This is a genomic window from Luteimonas cucumeris (assembly GCF_007830035.1).
GTDB lineage: Bacteria > Pseudomonadota > Gammaproteobacteria > Xanthomonadales > Xanthomonadaceae > Luteimonas_C > Luteimonas_C cucumeris.
On record NZ_VLKN01000001.1, the window covers coordinates 298,530 to 316,191 of the forward strand.

The following is a 17,662-nucleotide window of genomic DNA, read 5'->3' on the forward strand; positions in this document are numbered from 1 at the left end:
AGTGTCTGAGCATCCCGGCGCGGCGCCGACGGCTGAACATGAAGTACCACGGCCGCAACGGCCATGGAGGACCACTCCCCAGCTCAGCAAGGTCGTCGACTATGGGCATGATGCTCCTGAAGCCTAACGCCTGAATTAAGCCGACCCGCGAAGCGGGTTCGGCTTGAATGAAATGTTAGGCGGCAGAGTCCGCCACCTGGATGTAAAGCTTTTGAGCACTTGGCCGGACGTCCAAGAAGTACCGTGCTGTGCAACCTCGACAGGAGGCCGGATGCGCCTCATCACTGCCACGCTGATTGGCAAGCGCTACAGCAAGAACGGGATGGCCACAGGCCGGGCAGCAGAACGCAAGATTGTTTCCATGCGGATCTGCGAGGACTTCATCCCCCATCGCATCCAGAACCAAGAATTCGGTGATCTTCAAAGTTCGTGGCCCTCCGGTTCCTGCCGCCTAACACCTATATAGATCCCAAAAGTGGGGTGTAGCGCCGTATGGTCTGCAGCATATCCCGCACAGGTCAAGCTGATGGATTCGGATCAGCATTCAACCGGCGCATATCTTCGATCGCCTCTGGCGACAGCCACAGCACCGTGTTGAGGAAGCTGTCGATCCGCGACAGCAGTGCTTCGCGCGGGCCCTGTCGCCAGGCTTCGCTGCCGTAGAACGCGTCCTGCTGTGCGTTGAGGTCGGCGAGATCGTCGTAGGCGCGGACCAGGAAGTAGGCATCCGCTGCATGCGGCGAAGGGCCGAAGGCGACGACTTCCATGCCGCGGTCGCGCAGCATCGGCACGGCGCGCGTGACGAGGATTTCGTGGAATTCCGGCAGGGTGCCGGGCTTGAGTTGGTAGCAACGGATTTCGATCAGTCGTTTCATGGCCGACCTTGCCCCGATCATGCGGACCTGGACGGCCATGATAGGCCGGCATGCGATGCGTAGTGCTAGTCGTCCGCCGCCAGCAACCGCCGCCAGCCGTCATGGCCGAGCCGGGTCAGCGTGTCGATGTTGCGCTCGATGATCGCGTCCGGGTCGGGGAAGGCGTCGACCGCGCGCGCGACGCTGTCTTCGCGCAGCAGGTGCAGGGTCGGGTAGGGCGAGCGGTTGGTGTGGTTGGCGATGTCGTCCGGTTCGCTGCCGGCGAACTGGTACTGCGGGTGGAAGCTGGCGACCTGCAGCACGCCGTCCAGTGCCATCGATTCGACCAGGCCATCGGCCAGGTCGAGGAAATCGTTGTAGTCGAGGAAGTCGGCCAGCACCTGCGGGTGCACGATCAACGTGGTGTCGATCTGCTCGGCGGGCGTGTCGCGCAGCAGCGCCAGTTCTTCACCGAGTTGCTGCAGCAGCTGCTCGGGCGTGGTCGCGTCGCTCAATACGTAGCGCACCTGCTGCTTGGCGACCACGGCCTTGGCGAACGGGCACAGGTTGAGCCCGATCACCGCGCGCTGCAGCCAGTGCTGCGTGGCGGCGATCGGCTCCGGCGTCGGGTTGGGCATCGGCGCGGGTTCGTCGCGTCGGTCAGTCGCGGAAATTGTCGAACTGCAGCGGCAGGCCGAAATCGCCAGCGCGTATCGTCGCCATCGCCGCCTGCAGGTCGTCGCGCTTCTTGCCGGTGACGCGCAGCTTGTCGCCGTTGATCTGGGTGTCGACCTTGAGCTTGGCGTCCTTGATCGCGGCGACGATCTTCTTGGCCTGGTCGCGCTCGATGCCCTGCTTGACCGTGATCTTCTGCCGCGCGCCGGCGACGTTGGTCTGGATCTCGCCCAGGTCCAGGCAGCTGACGTCGATCTTGCGCGCGATCAGCCGCGCGCGAAGGATGTCCGCCATCTGCTTGAGCTGGAATTCGCTGGGCGCCGACAGCGAGATCACGTTGTCCTCCAGCAGGTAGGAGGCTTCCACGTTCTGGAAGTCGAAGCGCGTGGACAACTCGCGGTTGGCTTGGTCGACCGCGTTGATCAGTTCGTGGGCGACGACTTCGGAAACGATGTCGAACGAGGGCATTGGCACGGTCCGCGATGGATGGGGCGCGTGATTATCGCAAGGCTTGCGGCTCGGCCTCAAACCGGCGTGCGTAATCGCGTTCGCCGGCGACGCGTCGTACTTCCTGGTCCGACAGTTCCGGGGCACCGTAGACCGCGTAGATCACTTTCTCCGCCTTGCGTCCGATCTGGTGGAGGCGGTAACGCGGCTGGCCGCCGCCGGTGTTCTCGGGATAGTGCAGCGGCGGTTCCCGGCCTTCCAGGTCCAGTTCGCTGTTGTCCACCAGGCCGCCGACGAAAAGTGCTCGCATGTGTTTCGCTCCAGGTTTTGGTGGGGATGTGACGCATGATGCAGGGCCAGTCGTTGCCCGGCGATGAATATCGCGCTTTCCGTTGCGGGATGCTGCGTTGCGCGGCCACGGCAGCGGCGCCATGCCGGCGCCGGCTAGACTCGTCCGATCATCCGGGAGACCACCATGCTGAATACCCCTGCCTATGCCGCCGCCGAACCGGGCCTGCCGCTGGCACCGTACGCGATCCAGCGTCGCGAGCCGCGCAATGGCGAAGTGCTGATCGACATCCTGTATTGCGGCGTCTGCCACTCCGACATCCACCAGGCGCGCGACGAATGGGGGCGCGGCATCTTCCCGATGGTGCCGGGCCACGAGATCGTCGGCCGCGTTGCACAGCTGGGCGAGGGCGTCGACCGGTTCAAGGTCGGCGATGCGGTCGGCGTCGGCTGCTTCGTTGATTCCTGCCGCCACTGCGAGCAATGCCAGGCCGGCGAGGAGCAGTACTGTCGCGAAGGCATGACCGCCACCTACAACGCGCACGAGCGCGACGGCCGCACGCCGACCTATGGCGGCTACTCGACCCGCATCACCGTGCACCAGGACTACATGCTGCGCGTGCCGGCGGCCATCCCGCTGGATCGCGCGGCACCGCTGCTGTGCGCGGGCATCACCACGTATTCACCGTTGCGCCATTTCGGGCTGAAGCCCGGCGATGCGCTGGCGGTGGTCGGGCTGGGCGGGCTGGGACACATGGCGGTCAAGTTCGGCGCGGCGATGGGCGCGCGCGTGACCGTGCTCAGCACCTCGGAGAACAAGCGCGCGGACGCGATGGCGCTGGGCGCGCACGATTTCGTGGTGACGCGCGAACGTGCCGCGCTGAAGCCGCTGTCGCGCAGCTTCGACTTCATCATCGACACCGTGTCGGCCGCGCACGACTACAACGCGTACCTGTCGATGCTCAAGGTCGACGGCACCATGGTGCTGGTCGGCATTCCCGACCAGCCGGTGCCGGTCGCCGCCGGCGTATTGGTGTCCGGCCGGCGCCGACTGGCCGGCTCGGCGATCGGCGGCATCCGCGAGACGCAGGAGATGCTGGATTTCTGCGCCGAGCACGGCATCGCTTCGGATATCGAGCTGATCGACGTGGCGCAGATCAACGAAGCCTACGAACGCATGATCCGCGGCGATGTGCACTATCGGTTCGTGATCGACACGGCGAGCCTGGGCGCGGCTGGCTGAGGTTTGCCACAGCCGCCCGGGTCGGTTTGCACTTCGTAACGCGCGCAGATCCAGCGTTGACCTGACTTCCCGCCTATTGTGGCGCCGCGCGGCCGGCACTACGGTGGTGATTCCGACGCGCAGGGGACGGTCATGAAGGTCAGGCTTTGGCTGGGCGGCATGGCGCTGTGGCTGGCGTGCCTGCCGATGGCGGCCGGTGCCGCGGACGCGGAGGTCGACGCTGCGGTTGCATCGTTGCTCGAAGGCGCCAAGGCCTCGCGCAGCAGCGCGATGCTGGTCATGCGCGATGGCGAGGTGCTCGCCGAGTATTACCGCGGCGGCAAGCCGCCGGCGCCGATCGAGATGATGTCGGCGACCAAGTCGATCGTGGCCTTGGCCATCGGCGCGCTGATCGGCGACGGCAGGATCGCCTCGCTGGATGCGCCAGTGCATACCTGGTATCCGGAGTGGAAGCAGGGCCGCAAGCGCGACATCACGCTGCGCATGCTGATGGACCATACCTCCGGCCTGCAGAACGTGATGCGCGCGGACGCGGAAATCTATCCGGCGCCGGATTTCGTGAAACTGGCACTGGCGGCGGAACTCGATGCCGAGCCGGGCAAGGTCTTCGCCTACAACAACAAGGCGATGAACCTGCTGGCGGGCATCGTTGCCAAGGCCTCCGGCTCGCCGATGGATGAGTACCTGCAGCGCCGGCTGTTCGCGCCGATGGGCATCCAGCCCGGCAAGTGGGAACGCGACCCGGCCGGCAATCCGCATGCGATGTCGGGACTGCCGCTGCGCGCGGCCGATGCCGCCAAGCTCGGGCAACTGGTGATGGAGGGCGGTCGCTGGAACGGGCAGCCACTGCTGCCGGCGGCCTTCGTGCGCGAGATGCTCGCGCCCAGCAAGCAGGCCGAGGAATACGGCCTGCTGTGGTGGCGCTCGCCGGCCTGGGCGCGCTACGGCGCCGACGAACGCAGCTTCAAGACGCTGCGCGACGCCGGCGTACCTGCTGATGTGATCGCCAGGCTGCAGGCACTGTCGGGGAAGCGGTTCGCCGATCGTTCGGCGCTGATCGAGGCGATCACCGGCGCGCTGGGTGCGAATGCGATGGACACCTGGGGCAGGGAGGTCGCGTCGAAGGGGCTCGGCCTGGGCAAGGTGTTCAACATCGAGATAGGCCCGTACGTGGCGTACAACGCCAACGGGTATCTGGGCCAGTACATCGTGATCGTGCCGCAGGCGAAGCTGGTGGCGGTGCGACAGGTCGAATCCAGCGAGGACTATCGCGACAGCGACGGCTACGACGATTTCATCCAGCGCACGCTCGCCCTGGCCGACGCGCTGGTGGACGGCGAGTTGAAGCCGCTGCCGTAGCGTGCGCTGCGCGCACGAAATGGAGTCGCATCGCGCGCACAGCGCACGCTACAAGGGAGACGACGGAATCGCCGCTTGCGCGATACTGGTGTCATGACTTCCCCTTCTTCCGCCCACACCCGCGCCATGCTGTACATGCTGGTCGCGGTGGCGCTGTTCGCGCTGATGGACGCCGGCCTGAAGCTGCTGGCGCCGCATTACCCGCCGTTGCAGGTGGCGATGCTGCGCGGTGCGTCTGCCCTGCCGCTGGTGCTGGCCTGGGCGCTGCTCAGTGTCGGCGCGCGCGGACTGCTGCGCGTGCACTGGCGGCTGCACCTGCTGCGCGGTGTGCTCGGCATCGCGATGATGTTCGGCTTCGTCTACGGCCTGCGCACGTTGCCGCTGTCGACGGCCTACTCGATCACCTTCGTCTCGCCGCTGCTGGTCACCGCGATGGCGGTGCCGTTCCTCGGCGAGAAAGTCGGGCCGCGGCGCTGGACCGCGATCGCGATCGGCCTGGTCGGCGTGCTGGTGATACTGCGTCCGACCGGCGCCGGCATGATGACGACCGGTGGCCTGGCGATCCTGCTCGCCACGCTGTGCTGGGCCGCGTCGGCCATCACCGTGCGCCTGCTCGCCCAGCGCGACAGCACGCAGGCGATGGTGTTCTGGCTGATGGCGATCATGGCATTGGGCGCCGGTGCGTTGTCGATGCACGAATGGGCCGCGATCCGGGCGCAGGACGCGTGGGTGATCGTCGGCATCGGCGTCACCGGCACGCTGGCGCAGATCGCGTTGACCGAGGCGTTCCGTCGCGGCGAGGCGTCGTTGATCGCGCCGCTGGAATACACCGCGCTGGTCTGGGGCGTGCTGCTGGACGTGAGCCTGTGGGGCGTGCTGCCGGATGCGATGACCTGGCTGGGCGCGGCGATCATCGTCGCCAGCGGCGTGTACCTGATGCGGCGCGAGAAGACGCACGTGGTGTCGGTACCGCCCTGAGCGCACCTGCCTGTCGGTCGTGGGAGCGGCTTCAGCCGCGACTGCGCTCGACCGCAGCGGTTCGTCGCGGCTGAAGCCGCTCCCACATGTGCCTTGTCACGTTTCCAGCGGTAGCGTCAGCCGTTCGTGCCCGAACTCCAGCTGCCGGCGGACGATGCGCCACCGCTGCCGAGGATTTCCTTCCAGCTCAGTTCGTGGCCCTTGCGATGGCCTTTCTCGGTCAGCTTGAGCCCGGTCGGATCGATCGTCAGGGTGTAGGCCTTGTCGTCGATCTCGATTTCCCGCCTCAGCGATTTGTCCAGCTTGGTGGCCATCGGTGTCGCTCCTCGATTGAAATGCCCTGCCACTGTTCGTATTCGGCATTCAGATGGCGTGAAGATGCAGTTCGCTGCGTCGCGCCATGACGATGCCACGCGGCCACGGTAGGCTCGGCAGACGCCGCCCATGAAGATGTCGCGATGGTCCAGAGCAAGGCCGCGTCGGTCGCCCAATACCTGGCCGAACTGCCGCCGGAACGGCGTGCGGTGATGGCGGCGGTGCGCGATCGCATCAACGCGCACATGCCGCCGGGCTACGAGGAATCGATGGCGTTCGGCATGATTGGCTGGTCGATACCGTTGTCGCGCTATCCGGTGACCTACAACAAGCAGCCGTTGGCTTACGTGGCGCTCGCCGCGCAGAAGAACGGTTATTCGCTTTATCTGATGGGCGTGTACGGCGATCCGGCGCGCGCGAGGAAACTGCGGGTGGCTGCCATCGCGCAAGGCCTGAAGCTGGACATGGGCAAGAGCTGTCTGCGCTTCCGCAAGCCGGAGGACCTGCCGCTGGAGGCAATCGGCGAACTGATCGCCAGCGTCGGCGTCGACGATTTCATCGCCCTGTACGAGGCCGGCCGCAAGCCGAAGTAGCCCGGACGCGCCGCGCTTGCCCGGGCTACGGTTTCGCGCCGAGGAGTCAGCTTTGCTTCACCAGCTCGACGCGCCGGTTCTTCGCGCGACCGCTTTCGCTGTCGTTGCCGACCAGCGGTTTGTCCGGCCCGAACCCGGCCGCCTGCAGCCGCTCCGCGGCGATGCCCTTGTCCTGCAGCGCGGCGACCACGGTTTCGGCGCGCGCCCTGGACAACGTGCGGTTGTGCTCGGCGCTGCCGGTGCTGTCGGTATGGCCTTCGACCGACAGCTTCAGCGTCGGGTCGGCCTGTAGCAGTTCGGCGATCTCGTCGATCACCGGCGCGGCGTCGGGCCGCAGTGTCGCCTTGTCGGTATCGAAGTTGATGTGTAGCGCGACGCGGCCATCGGCGTCCAGCTTCTGCTTCATCGCCGCGGCATCGAGGAAGGCCAGCGAGGACTTCATGCCTTCGCGCTCGAGCACGGTGACCTGGCCATGCAGCGGGATGCCGCCGCTGCTGACCTGTATCCAGTATTCCTTGCCGGCCTGGCGGATCAGGTAGGTGTGGTTGTCGCAGCCGTGGCTGGCGCAGGTGCCGTGGTAGTGCTTGTCGACGGCGGCGCGTCCGCCGAAGGCCGCGTTGACCGGTGCCGTGTACTGGACCTTGCTGACCTTCACGCCGCCAAGCGCGTCGATCGCGTTCCTGTAGTTGTGCTGGAACTCGATCCCGGTGTATTCGCGGCCGTCCTTGTTCGCCAGCAGGAAGCGATCGCGGAACACCTTGCCCTCGACCGCGATCACCTGCTTGCCGGCGATCATGTGTTCGCGATCGAAGGCGACGTTGCGCTCCTTGTCCTTGAACTTGCTGGTCAGGCCATCGGGCGCCTTGAAGAACGGGAACGGCGGCAGCGTCGCCTGGCTTTCCGGAACGCTGGTCACGTCGAATTCCGTCGACGCCGCGTCCGTGGCTGCCGCGGCCGTGAAGAAGACAGCGGCCGTCGAAGGCGGCGCGCTCTCGCTTCGGCAGGCTGCAAGGCACAGCAGCAGGGCCGCGAAATGGGTGAACGACGGGCGTGGCGCGGGCATGGTGGTCTCCGGAGGCAGGAAAGTCGTGTCCCTGCATACGCAGAAAGCGCCGCGGAAATGACACCCCTTGCCCGTCCGCTCCAGACTGACCACCGATGCGATGAGCCAAAACGACAACGGACCCCGCAGGGTCCGTTGCCGTATCCAGCCTGGAACGATCGGATCAGAAGCGGGCGCCGATGCCCACGCCGACCACCCACGGATCCATCTGTGCCTCGCCGACCTTGGTGCCGCCCACCTTGAGGTCCGAATCGCCCTTCATGTAGCGGGCGTCGGCACGGGTGAACCAGCGTTCGTTGATGTTGAAGTCGGCACCGGCCGTGGCGATCGCACCCTTCGGGGTGGTCATGCCGACATGCTGGCCGTTGATGCTCTCGTCGGTGATGTTGGACTCGAAGTAGCCGAGGCCGACGTAGGGGCGGATCGCCTGGCCGGGCGTACCGAAGTGATACTGGCCGCTCAGCGCGATCGGCTGCTGCTCGATGCCGCCGACATTGGCGTCGTTGACGCGCACGCGCTGCTTGGACTTGTCCACCGCGCCCCACAGTTCGACGGCGAAGTTGTCGTTGACGTACCAGCTGCCGCTCAGCGTCGGCATGCCGCCGCCGTCGAAGCCGGACTTGCCCGGGGCGTCGATCGCGTCGGACTTGGGCTTCATGTGTGCGTAGCCGCCGACCACGGCAAAACGCTTGCTGGCGGCGGAATCGGAAGCGTCCTGGGCGAAGGCCGCAGGCGCGAACGCCAGTGAAGCGGCAATGGCAAGGCTCAGGTTGCGAAAGGACAACATAGGAAATCTCCTCGTTATATTCGAATGCCCGGGGAGAGGGCAGGCGCAGACTAACGAGATCTTTATGAACTCCGTTTGTGCATGGCGGGCAATATTCCGCGCGCGTTCATGCATATTTTTGCCTGGGTTCATGTTGACGTCTGTAACGGCGACTGGAAACGCGCACAGGCTGCTTCAACGGGAAATCAACCCGGCACGCGACACGACGACGAATGCATGAGTGCAACGACATGGAGCGAATGAACCGACTGAAGGGCCTGCCGCCACGGCTGCGCGACGACGTACGCGTGCTCGTGCTCGGCTCGATGCCGGGCGCGGCGTCGCTGCATGCGCAGCAGTACTACGCGCATCCGCGCAACCGTTTCTGGCCGCTGGTCGCGGCGCTGGGTGGATTCGATGCAACGCTGCCGTACGCGCGGCGGATCATCGCTGCGAACGACGCGGGCATCGGGCTGTGGGACGTGCTGGCGGCGTGCGAACGCGACGGCAGCCTGGACAGTGCGATCCGGCGCGGCAGCGAAGTCGCCAACCCGATCGCCGCGACCTGCACCGCGTTGCCCACGCTGCGCGCGATCGCCTTGAATGGCACCAAGGCGGCGCAGGCTTTCGCCCGCCACGTCGAACCGCATTTGGGCGACGACCTGCGGCAGCGCCTGCGCATCCATCGCCTGCCTTCCACCAGCGCCGCCAATGCCGCCTTCGCACTGCCGAGGTTGCAGGCAGCCTGGGCGGTTCTGCGCGACGACCTGGCGTGATCGCATGGTCGCGGAAAGGAGCCGGCGCTGGAAACGGCATGACGAAGGTCAGGGCGCCGTCCGGCAGGGGACGCGACCGCGGTGGCACGGCAAGCTGATATCGTCCAGGCAAGCCGAAAATGGGGAATGATCATGCACAGGTTGTCGATCGGGTTGTCGTCGTTGTTGCTGCTCGCCGGTGCCGGCCAGGCCGCGGAAATCAATGTCGATTGCGATGTGGAAAGCGACTACGAATTCGCGCTGACCGACCGCAGCGTCATCTTCACCCGCGACACGGGTACGCCACGGGCGATCGTGATGCGCCAGGGCAAGCTGTTCGTCGACGATCGCTGGGTCGCGCTGAGTCCTGCCGACAGCAAGCGCATCGCCGACTACGAACGCAACGCGCGTGCGGCGATGCCGTTGGCGCGGCAGGTGGGCCTGGACGCCGCCGACATCGCGTTCACCGCGCTCAGCGAAGTGGCGATCGGTTTTGGTGGCGATCCGGCGCGCACCCGCGACAAGCTGGACAAGGCCCGCAAGCAGCTCGACCAGCAGCTGGCGCGATCGGTCAATGCCCAGCACTTCAATAGCGAGGCGATGGGCGAAAGCATCGGCATGGCCGTCAAGGAAGTGATGCCGATGCTGGTCGGCGACATCGTCAGCGGTGCGCTGGGCGCGGCGTTTTCCGGCGACGAGGCGCGACTGAAGCAGTTCGACGACCTCGACAAGCAGATCGAGGCGCGCATCCAGCCCCGTGCCGACGCGCTGGAAGTCCGTGCCCAGGCGCTGTGCAAAAAGATGGAAGCGCTCGACGCGATCGACAGTGCGCTGGAATTCCGCCTGGCCGACGGTCGGTCGCTCGACCTGCTGCGTATCGATCCGCCGGAAAAGCATCGCAAGAACGACTGAGGCGGCCCCTTTTCGGCCGGGCTAAAAGCCTTTTCCAAGCCGCATCACGCCGCACAGGCACGCCACGGAACGATCCTGCCGCATCGTGGTTGGCGCTTAACGTCCCAGCGGCCACAATAGCCCTCTCACTGTACGTCGGAGGGCCGCATGGCCGAATTGAAGGAAGCGCGCGTCCCGGATATCGGCGGTTACGACGATGTGCCCGTGATCGAGGTGCTGGTCGCGGTCGGCGACAGCGTGCAGAAGGACCAGGGATTGATCACGCTGGAATCGGACAAGGCGACGATGGAAGTGCCGGCGCCGTTCGCCGGCGTGGTCAAGGAACTCAAGGTCAAGATCGGCGACGCGCTGTCCGAAGGCAGCGTGGTGGCGATGATCGAAGCCGCCGACGGCGATGCCGCCGCGACCCAGGCCGCAGCGAAGATCGAACCGCCGCCGGCGACGCCGACGGACAAGGCCGCGCCCGTGGTGGCCGACGATCCCAAGGTCGAACCGGTCGTGCCGGCGAAGCGACCGGACAACATCGCGCAGGCATCGATTTCCGCCAGTCCGGCCGTGCAGACCAGCGAAGCCGCGCCGATGGGCGCCGGTCTGCCGCCGGTGCGCTTCGACGCCGATGCGTTGCTGCCGGGCAAGGTGCCGTACGCCAGTCCCGCGGTGCGCCTGTTCGCACGCGAGCTGGGTGTCGACCTGGCGCAGGTCAGCGGCTCCGCGCGCGGTGGCCGCATCAGCAAGGAGGACGTGCAGGGCTTCGTCAAGAACGCGTTGCAGTCCGGTGGCACGGTGGGAGCGGCACCCGTCGCGGGCGGCGGTGGCCTGAGCCTGCTGCCGTGGCCGAAAGTCGATTTCGCCAAGTTCGGCGAAGTCGAGGTCAAGCCGCTGTCGCGGATCAAGAAGATCTCCGGCGCCAACCTGGCCCGCAACTGGGCGATGATTCCGCATGTCACCCAGCATGACGACGCCGACATCACCGGCCTGGAAGAACTGCGCGTCGCGCTGAACAAGGAAAACGAGAAGGCGGGCATCAAGCTGACCATGCTCGCCTTCCTGATGAAGGCCAGTGTCGCTGCGTTGCAGAAATTCCCGGATTTCAATTCGTCGCTGGAAGCCAGCGGCGAGAACCTGACGCTGAAGAAGTACTTCCACATCGGCTTCGCCGCCGACACGCCGAACGGACTTGTGGTGCCGGTGGTGCGCGATGTCGACAGGAAGGGCGTGATCGAGATCGCGCAGGAAACCTCGGAGATGGCGAAGAAGGCCCGCGATGGCAAGCTCGGTCCGGCCGAGATGAGCGGTGGCTGTTTCTCGATCAGCTCGCTGGGCGGCATCGGCGGCACCGCGTTCACGCCGATCGTCAACGCGCCGGAAGTGGCGATCCTGGGTGTGTCGAAGTCGGCGATGAAGCCGGTCTGGGATGGCAAGCAGTTCGCGCCGCGGCTGATCCTGCCGCTGTCGCTGAGCTATGACCACCGCGTCATCGATGGCGCCTCCGCGGCGCGCTTCACCGCGTACCTGGCGCAACTGCTCGGCGACATGCGTCGCGTGCTGCTGTGAGCTGGGCTCTGCCCGCTTTAAAAGCCGTCATCCCCGCGTCCTTCGGCAGGCTCAGGATGAGCGAGGCGGGGATCCAGTGACTTCGCTCTTGCAGTTACGGGCGAATACTTGCCCGGTTGCGTCATCCGCCCGGGTATCGGCTGCGCCTGAACCCGGGCTACGTATTGTCGCAGTGCCTGATTCGAATTGTAGAGGAACGCATGGCCAACACCATTGAAATCAAGGTGCCCGACATCGGCGGTTACGACGACGTACCGGTGATCGAAGTACTGGTCGCGGTCGGTGACAGCGTCGCCAAGGACCAGGGCCTGGTCACGCTGGAGTCGGACAAGGCGACGATGGAAGTGCCGTCGTCGGCCGCGGGCGTGATCAGGGAATTGAAGGTCAAGGTCGGCGACAAGCTGTCCGAAGGATCGGTGGTCGCGATCCTGGAAAGCGAAGGCGCCAGCGAGAAGGCAGCCGAGGGCAAGGCTTCACCCTCACCCTCACCCCAGCCCTCTTCCGCGAGCGAAGTGCCGGCGACGAAGCCGCCCGTTGCACCGTCGCCGGCGAAACCGGCCGAACCTGCGCCACAAGCCGCGGCCGCCAGCGGCCGCAAGGCCGACATCGAATGCGCCATCGTCGTGCTCGGCGCCGGCGTTGGTGGTTACACCGCCGCGTTCCGCGCCGCCGATCTGGGTTTGGACACGGTGCTGATCGAGCGTTATCCGCAACTGGGCGGCGTCTGCCTCAACGTCGGCTGCATTCCATCCAAGGCCTTGCTGCATGCCGCTGCGGTGATCGAGGAGGCCGCGCACGCCGCCGATTACGGCGTCGACTTCGGCAAGCCGAAGATCGCGATCGACAAGCTGCGCGCGTACAAGGAAAAAGTGGTCGGCCAGCTGACCAAGGGCCTGGCCGGCATGTCGAAGCAGCGCAAGGTGCGCGTGCTGACCGGCACGGCGAAGTTCGTGTCGCCCAATGAAATGGAAGTGGTCGTCGACGGCAAGCCCCAGCTGCTGCGCTTCGAGCAGTGCGTGATCGCGGCCGGCTCGCAGCCGCTGAAGTTGCCCGGCTTCCCGTGGGACGACCCGCGGGTGATGGATTCCACCGATGCGCTGGAACTGGCCGAGACACCGAAGAAACTGCTGGTGGTCGGCGGCGGCATCATCGGCCTCGAAATGGCGACGGTGTACCGCGCGCTGGGCAGCCAGGTCACGGTGGTCGAGCTCGCCGACCAGCTGATGCCCGGCGCCGACCTGGACCTGGTCAAGCCGCTGGCCGATCGTCTGAAGAAACAGGGCGTCGCCATCCACCTGAAGACGAAAGTGGTCGACGCCAAGGCGCAGAAGAACGGCATCGCCTGCAGCTTCGAGGGCGCCAGCGAACCGGCCGACAAAGTGTTCGATCGCGTGCTGGTCGCCGTCGGCCGCGCGCCGAATGGCAACAAGATCGACGCCGACAAGGCCGGCGTGCGCGTCGGCGAACGTGGCTTCATCGATGTCGACCGGCAGATGCGCAGCAACGTGCCGCACATCTTCGCCGTCGGCGACATCATCGGCCAGCCGATGCTGGCGCACAAAGCCGCGCATGAAGGCAAGCTGGCCGCCGAAGTCGCCGCGGGCGAAAAGAAAGAGTGGATCGCGCGGGTGATTCCGTCGGTCGCCTTCACCGATCCGGAGATCGCCTGGGTCGGCGTCACCGAGACGGAGGCGAAGGCGAAGGGCCTGTCTTACGGCGTCGGCAAGTTCCCCTGGGCCGCCAGCGGCCGTGCGATCGGCATCGGCCGCACCGAAGGCTTCACCAAGCTGATCTTCGACGAGGCCACGGATCGCATCATCGGCGCGGGCATCATCGGCGTGCACGCCGGCGATCTGATCTCGGAACTCGCGCTGGCGATCGAGATGGGCTGCGAGGCCGCCGACATCGGCCACACCATCCACCCGCATCCCACGCTCGGCGAATCGGTGGGCATGGCGGCGGAGGTGTACGAGGGCACCATCACCGATCTGTATATTCCGAAGCGGAAGTAGATCGGGGGCTTGCGGCGGCGTTGCGGCAAGTTTCGTCGTCGTCGCCTTCTGCTGCGTGGGAAGGCAACCAACTGAATATCCGTCATTCAGAACGCAGTGAGGGACCTGCTTTTTCTCGATTCCGCCGGAGGATGAGCCAACAGGTCCCTCACTGCGCTTGGGATGACGGCGTCGTGGAATGTCCCGTATAACGGCTTCTAGCCCATTCCACAGGGAGTGTTCGCATGCCCAAGCTCTATGACAAGGCCACCAATCGCCTGCTCGGTCACATCAGCCAGGACGATGTCGACCTGCTGATCGCGCAGTTCGAGGAGGAGTCCAGCCGCGACCGCGATTACTACGTCAACAACGACACGTTCCTGATGCTCACCGACGCCGGCGCATCGTCGACGCTGCTGGATGCGATCAAGTCGGCACTGGACCTCCATGGCGAGGCGGACATCCGCTGGGAAGCCGATTGATCCTGCAGGGCCGCGGGCTGTGCCGATTTCAGCAGGGCCGGGCCTGCTCGACGGTTTGATAAGGGTTCGACCCTGTCGGCCAGATCAGAACGCGAAGGTCACGCCCGCGATCGGACCCTTGAAGCGCTGGTCAAGGCCGAGCATGCCATCGCGGCCGCTGCGGTTGGCATCGATGCGGAACCAGTCGTAGCCCAGGTGCACGCCGAAGCGCTCGGTGAAGCGATATTCGGCAATGGCATTGGCGCGGCTGATGTCGCCTTCGTAGTCACCGAAGTTGCCCCAATCGGCGTTCAGGTATTGGCCCTGCACCACGAAACGCCAACGATCGTTGGGTGATGCGGTCCAGCGCAGGCCGACGACCGGTGCGTAGCTATCGTCGCCGGCGCGATCCTGGTAACGGTAAGGACCGGCCTCGGCATGGAGCCTGGCTTCGAGCTTGGCGTACTGGACGCCGATCTGTAGTCCCAAGCTGGTCGTCGGCGTTTCCACGACGGCGTAGTCGTACACCGCGCCGGCCAGCTCGAACTGGGCTTCGGCCTTGGCGAAGCTGCCGGCGGGAATGGTGATGTCGTCGAACGAAATAGCCTGGTCCAGCGTCTCACGCCGGTCCTTGTCGTAGTTGAAGTAATTGAACAGCAGCCGGTGGCGATCGCCGAACTTGAACAGGCCCTCGCCCCTGGGCACCAGTTCCGCACCGCCGAAATCGAAGTCCTGTTCGAACCGATAGGGTTGTCCTGCGAACTGCGTGCCGGCGCTCAGCGTGCCTTGCGCATCGGCATGCATCGCGCCGATGCGGAAAACGAAGCGGTCGTCGTCGGCTTGTGCGGGCAATGCCGCGAGTGCGCCGGCGAGGCCGAGTGCGAGAGTCGTCTTCTTCAGAATCAAATCGCTGCTCCGTGTCGTAAGGAAGGCAATGCGCGTGCATGCGTCGCGCAGCGCATTAATGACTGGCGCGTGATTCATCCGTCGTGAAATCGATTTGATATTTTCGTTGATGCCGCTGCAGCGCCATGCCCATGAACCATGTCGTGCGGCGACAAGATGAGTCGCGAGGCGGTGGTCCGCATGCAACGCAACTGTGTCTGCGCGATTCAGGGTTCCAGCATCCAGCCGATCGCGCACATTGGTCGATTCGCAGCTCGGATGGACAACCCACGCAGATGGTGCACGAGCAGCACGACGGCAATGGGCGGCGCATCTGCGCATTGATGCGGATGTCGTGCTGTCGCTACGCGAGATGCGCTACGCCGATGCCTGTGATCTTCATTGCGGAAATCGATATGGACGACAGCAACGACCCAACGCCCGACGTGCACGGCCTGCTACACGAGCCCTGTCGAGCGGACGCAGCCGATATATTCGATTGAAATGCCCGGCCGGCAGTTCCGTGCTCGATCGCACGGCGACCGTCTGGTCGCAGCCGACACCAAGGACGCTCTCACCTGCAGAAAAGGCGAAGCCCCGGCCTGAGCCGGGGCTTCTAGGGCCTGCCACAAGGATCGACGAGGTGTTGGGCAGGCCTCACAAGCACTGACCCGGGCCTCCGGCAAAGGTTCCGCTGAACGGGGACCGCCGTTTCCGAGTGCAGGACGGGACTTGCAGCGGTTGCTGCTCAAAAAGGGCGGCTGCTATACTTTTGCGGCTCCGCGGGGCGGTTTAGCGCCCCATCTCCGCTAGCTGAACAGGGCCGAGCGTGCACGACCCCATCGCTGCTGGCCGCCGTTCGGCGCTGCGCGCGGCGGCTGTCCAGGCCGCTGTCGCCTTGTTGGCCGCGCTGGCGTTCCTGGCGCAGGGGCCGGGGCATGCGCTGGCAGCGGGGATCGGTGGTGGCGCCTTGGCCCTGGGCAATGCGCTGGCAGCGGGGGTGTCGCTCGGGGGGATCATGCCGGCGCGGGTCGCGTTGGCGCGGTTGCTGCTGGGTACGCTGCTGAAATGGTCGATCGCGATAGGCATCTTCGCGGTCGCATTGGGAGTCTGGCGCCTGCCGCCGCTTCCGATGGTGGTGGGGCTGGCGGCGGCATTGCTGGCTTATCTGTTGGCTTTGAATCTTCGGTTCCATCCGACCGGTCGTTGAAGGACCGGCGGTGGACAAGCGGCTGTAAACAACGAACGCAAACGAAAGGCTGATAGCGTGATCGTCGAAAGCACCGGTCATTCCCCCGAGTCGGGCGGTGGGGCCACCGAATACATCCAGCATCACCTGCACCATCTCCAGTGGCACGTCGGAGAAGGCAAGTTCATGACGATCAACCTCGACAGCGTGCTGATCACGCTGGCGTTGTCGGCATTGTTCCTGCTCGTGTTCATCCGCACCGCGCGCCGAGCCACTGCCGGCGTGCCGGGCAAATTCCAGGCCTTCGTCGAGATGGTCGTGGGCTTCGTCGATGGCCTCGTGCGCGAGACCTTCCACGGTCGCAGCAAGCTGATCGCGCCGCTATCGATCACCATCTTCTGCGTCGTGTTCCTGATGAACTTCATGGACATGATCCCGGTCGACTGGCCGCCGGCCGCCGCCGGCGCCGCGGGCGTGCCGTACCTGCGCGCCGTGCCGACCGCCGACCTCAACACCACGCTGGGCCTGTCGCTGATGGTGTTCCTGCTGATCCAGGTGTTCGGCATCCGCCACAAGGGTTTCGGCACCTTCATCAAGGAAGCCTTCACCGCGCCGTTCCACGCCGAGGGCGCGCTCGGCAAGGTCCTGCTGGCGCCATTCAACCTGCTGCTGCGCGTGATCGAGGAACTTGTGCGCCCGCTCAGCCTGACGCTGCGACTGTTCGGCAACATGTATGCCGGCGAGTTGATCTTCATCCTGATCGCGCTGATGACGCTGGGCGCCAGCCTGTCCAGCGGGCTGACCTACGTGATGATGCCGCTGCAGTTCATTTCCGGCTTCATCTGGACCGCGTTCCACATTCTCGTGATCACGTTGCAGGCCTTCATCTTCATGATGCTGACCATCGTCTACCTGAGCATGGCGGCCGAAAGCCACTAAGTCCTATCCACCGTTCCACCCTTCTTTCTTCAAACCTACAGAGCAGTACGGAGACACACCATGGAAAACATTGCCCTCTACGCCGAAGTGGCGAAGTTCACGGTCATCGCGGCCGGCCTGCTGATCGGCCTCGGCGCCCTCGGCACCGCGATCGGTTTCGCCATCCTCGGTGGCAAGTTCCTGGAAGGTTCGGCGCGTCAGCCGGAGCTGACCCCGATGCTGCAGACCAAGATGTTCATCGTCGCCGGCCTGCTCGACGCGGTGCCGATCATCGGCGTCGCCATCGCGCTGCTGCTGATCTTCGCCAATCCGTTCCTCAACACCATCGGCGCTTGATTCGGCATAACGGTCTGGTGATCGCCGGCACGCAAGACGTGCCGGTGTCTGGAGTCAAG

The 17,662-nt window shown here is 65.4% G+C and carries 21 protein-coding genes; 13 read left to right on the forward strand and 8 right to left on the reverse strand.

Annotation, left to right across the window (positions count from 1 at the left end):
• Nucleotides 1-271: 271 nt before the first annotated feature.
• Nucleotides 272-466, forward strand: a complete 195-nt coding sequence (locus tag IP90_RS16520) for a hypothetical protein (protein WP_158635235.1) — start codon at nucleotides 272-274, stop codon at nucleotides 464-466.
• 52 nt (nucleotides 467-518) lie between these two features.
• Here the strand turns inward: IP90_RS16520 and IP90_RS01375 are convergent, their stop codons facing one another.
• From IP90_RS01375 to IP90_RS01390, 4 genes are all read right to left on the reverse strand, one after another.
• Nucleotides 519-875, reverse strand: a complete 357-nt coding sequence (locus IP90_RS01375; RefSeq protein ID WP_144897821.1) for an NIPSNAP family protein — start codon at nucleotides 873-875, stop codon at nucleotides 519-521.
• Between the two features lie 65 nt (nucleotides 876-940).
• On the reverse strand, nucleotides 941-1,492 hold the full coding sequence (locus IP90_RS01380; protein WP_144897822.1) for a DUF1415 domain-containing protein: 552 nt from the start codon (nucleotides 1,490-1,492) through the stop codon (nucleotides 941-943).
• A 22-nt stretch (nucleotides 1,493-1,514) separates the two neighbouring features.
• On the reverse strand, nucleotides 1,515-1,997 hold the full coding sequence (locus IP90_RS01385; protein ID WP_144897823.1) for a YajQ family cyclic di-GMP-binding protein: 483 nt from the start codon (nucleotides 1,995-1,997) through the stop codon (nucleotides 1,515-1,517).
• A gap of 31 nt (nucleotides 1,998-2,028) precedes the next feature.
• Nucleotides 2,029-2,286 (reverse strand): hypothetical protein, encoded by a 258-nt coding sequence (locus IP90_RS01390; RefSeq protein ID WP_144897824.1) that lies wholly within the window; start codon nucleotides 2,284-2,286, stop codon nucleotides 2,029-2,031.
• A gap of 165 nt (nucleotides 2,287-2,451) precedes the next feature.
• Here IP90_RS01390 and IP90_RS01395 point away from each other — a divergent pair, with 165 nt between their 5' ends.
• The 3 genes from IP90_RS01395 (at nucleotide 2,452) to IP90_RS01405 (ending at nucleotide 5,844) form a co-directional block, all read left to right on the forward strand.
• Entirely contained in the window at nucleotides 2,452-3,507 is a 1,056-nt protein-coding gene (locus tag IP90_RS01395) for an NAD(P)-dependent alcohol dehydrogenase (RefSeq protein WP_144897825.1), read from the forward strand.
• Nucleotides 3,508-3,639: 132 nt separating this feature from the next.
• Nucleotides 3,640-4,866, forward strand: coding sequence for a serine hydrolase domain-containing protein (locus tag IP90_RS01400; RefSeq protein WP_242007441.1), 1,227 nt, complete (start codon nucleotides 3,640-3,642; stop codon nucleotides 4,864-4,866).
• A 93-nt stretch (nucleotides 4,867-4,959) separates the two neighbouring features.
• Entirely contained in the window at nucleotides 4,960-5,844 is an 885-nt protein-coding gene (locus IP90_RS01405; RefSeq protein ID WP_242007442.1) for a DMT family transporter, read from the forward strand.
• Nucleotides 5,845-5,960: 116 nt separating this feature from the next.
• Here the strand turns inward: IP90_RS01405 and IP90_RS01410 are convergent, their stop codons facing one another.
• Nucleotides 5,961-6,158 (reverse strand): hypothetical protein, encoded by a 198-nt coding sequence (locus IP90_RS01410; protein WP_144897826.1) that lies wholly within the window; start codon nucleotides 6,156-6,158, stop codon nucleotides 5,961-5,963.
• A gap of 144 nt (nucleotides 6,159-6,302) precedes the next feature.
• Here IP90_RS01410 and IP90_RS01415 point away from each other — a divergent pair, with 144 nt between their 5' ends.
• Nucleotides 6,303-6,752 carry a DUF1801 domain-containing protein gene (locus IP90_RS01415; protein ID WP_144897827.1) on the forward strand — a complete coding sequence of 150 codons (450 nt, stop codon included), beginning with the start codon at nucleotides 6,303-6,305 and terminating at the stop codon, nucleotides 6,750-6,752.
• A gap of 46 nt (nucleotides 6,753-6,798) precedes the next feature.
• Here the strand turns inward: IP90_RS01415 and IP90_RS01420 are convergent, their stop codons facing one another.
• On the reverse strand, nucleotides 6,799-7,815 hold the full coding sequence (locus tag IP90_RS01420) for an OmpA family protein (RefSeq protein ID WP_144897828.1): 1,017 nt from the start codon (nucleotides 7,813-7,815) through the stop codon (nucleotides 6,799-6,801).
• A gap of 163 nt (nucleotides 7,816-7,978) precedes the next feature.
• Nucleotides 7,979-8,602, reverse strand: a complete 624-nt coding sequence (locus IP90_RS01425; protein WP_144897829.1) for an OmpW/AlkL family protein — start codon at nucleotides 8,600-8,602, stop codon at nucleotides 7,979-7,981.
• Between the two features lie 239 nt (nucleotides 8,603-8,841).
• Here IP90_RS01425 and IP90_RS01430 point away from each other — a divergent pair, with 239 nt between their 5' ends.
• The 5 genes from IP90_RS01430 to IP90_RS01450 all read left to right on the forward strand — a co-directional run bounded on the left by IP90_RS01430 (nucleotide 8,842) and on the right by IP90_RS01450 (nucleotide 14,275).
• Nucleotides 8,842-9,357: a DNA-deoxyinosine glycosylase gene (locus IP90_RS01430; RefSeq protein ID WP_144897830.1), complete on the forward strand. Its 516-nt coding sequence runs from the start codon at nucleotides 8,842-8,844 to the stop codon at nucleotides 9,355-9,357.
• 132 nt (nucleotides 9,358-9,489) lie between these two features.
• Complete coding sequence (locus IP90_RS01435; RefSeq protein WP_158635236.1) at nucleotides 9,490-10,248, forward strand: DUF2884 family protein; 759 nt, start codon at nucleotides 9,490-9,492, stop codon at nucleotides 10,246-10,248.
• A 147-nt stretch (nucleotides 10,249-10,395) separates the two neighbouring features.
• Complete coding sequence (locus IP90_RS01440) at nucleotides 10,396-11,802, forward strand: dihydrolipoyllysine-residue acetyltransferase (RefSeq protein ID WP_144897832.1); 1,407 nt, start codon at nucleotides 10,396-10,398, stop codon at nucleotides 11,800-11,802.
• A 200-nt stretch (nucleotides 11,803-12,002) separates the two neighbouring features.
• Nucleotides 12,003-13,814 carry a dihydrolipoyl dehydrogenase gene (gene lpdA, locus IP90_RS01445; RefSeq protein ID WP_144897833.1) on the forward strand — a complete coding sequence of 604 codons (1,812 nt, stop codon included), beginning with the start codon at nucleotides 12,003-12,005 and terminating at the stop codon, nucleotides 13,812-13,814.
• A gap of 224 nt (nucleotides 13,815-14,038) precedes the next feature.
• Nucleotides 14,039-14,275, forward strand: coding sequence for a galactosyldiacylglycerol synthase (locus IP90_RS01450; RefSeq protein ID WP_144897834.1), 237 nt, complete (start codon nucleotides 14,039-14,041; stop codon nucleotides 14,273-14,275).
• A gap of 84 nt (nucleotides 14,276-14,359) precedes the next feature.
• On the opposite strand, the gene IP90_RS01455 is transcribed toward IP90_RS01450, so the two are convergent.
• Nucleotides 14,360-15,154, reverse strand: coding sequence for a TonB-dependent receptor (locus tag IP90_RS01455; protein WP_425477054.1), 795 nt, complete (start codon nucleotides 15,152-15,154; stop codon nucleotides 14,360-14,362).
• Between the two features lie 814 nt (nucleotides 15,155-15,968).
• On the opposite strand from IP90_RS01455, the gene IP90_RS01460 reads away from it, so the two are divergent.
• From IP90_RS01460 to atpE, 3 genes are read left to right on the forward strand one after another with little or no spacing between them, the layout of a single operon-like run.
• A complete protein-coding gene (locus IP90_RS01460; RefSeq protein ID WP_144897836.1) occupies nucleotides 15,969-16,349 on the forward strand; it encodes a hypothetical protein in 381 nt (126 codons plus the stop codon).
• 57 nt (nucleotides 16,350-16,406) lie between these two features.
• Nucleotides 16,407-17,267 (forward strand): F0F1 ATP synthase subunit A, encoded by an 861-nt coding sequence (atpB, locus tag IP90_RS01465; RefSeq protein WP_242007443.1) that lies wholly within the window; start codon nucleotides 16,407-16,409, stop codon nucleotides 17,265-17,267.
• Between the two features lie 60 nt (nucleotides 17,268-17,327).
• On the forward strand, nucleotides 17,328-17,603 hold the full coding sequence (gene atpE / locus IP90_RS01470) for a F0F1 ATP synthase subunit C (RefSeq protein WP_144897837.1): 276 nt from the start codon (nucleotides 17,328-17,330) through the stop codon (nucleotides 17,601-17,603).
• Nucleotides 17,604-17,662: the final 59 nt, after the last annotated feature.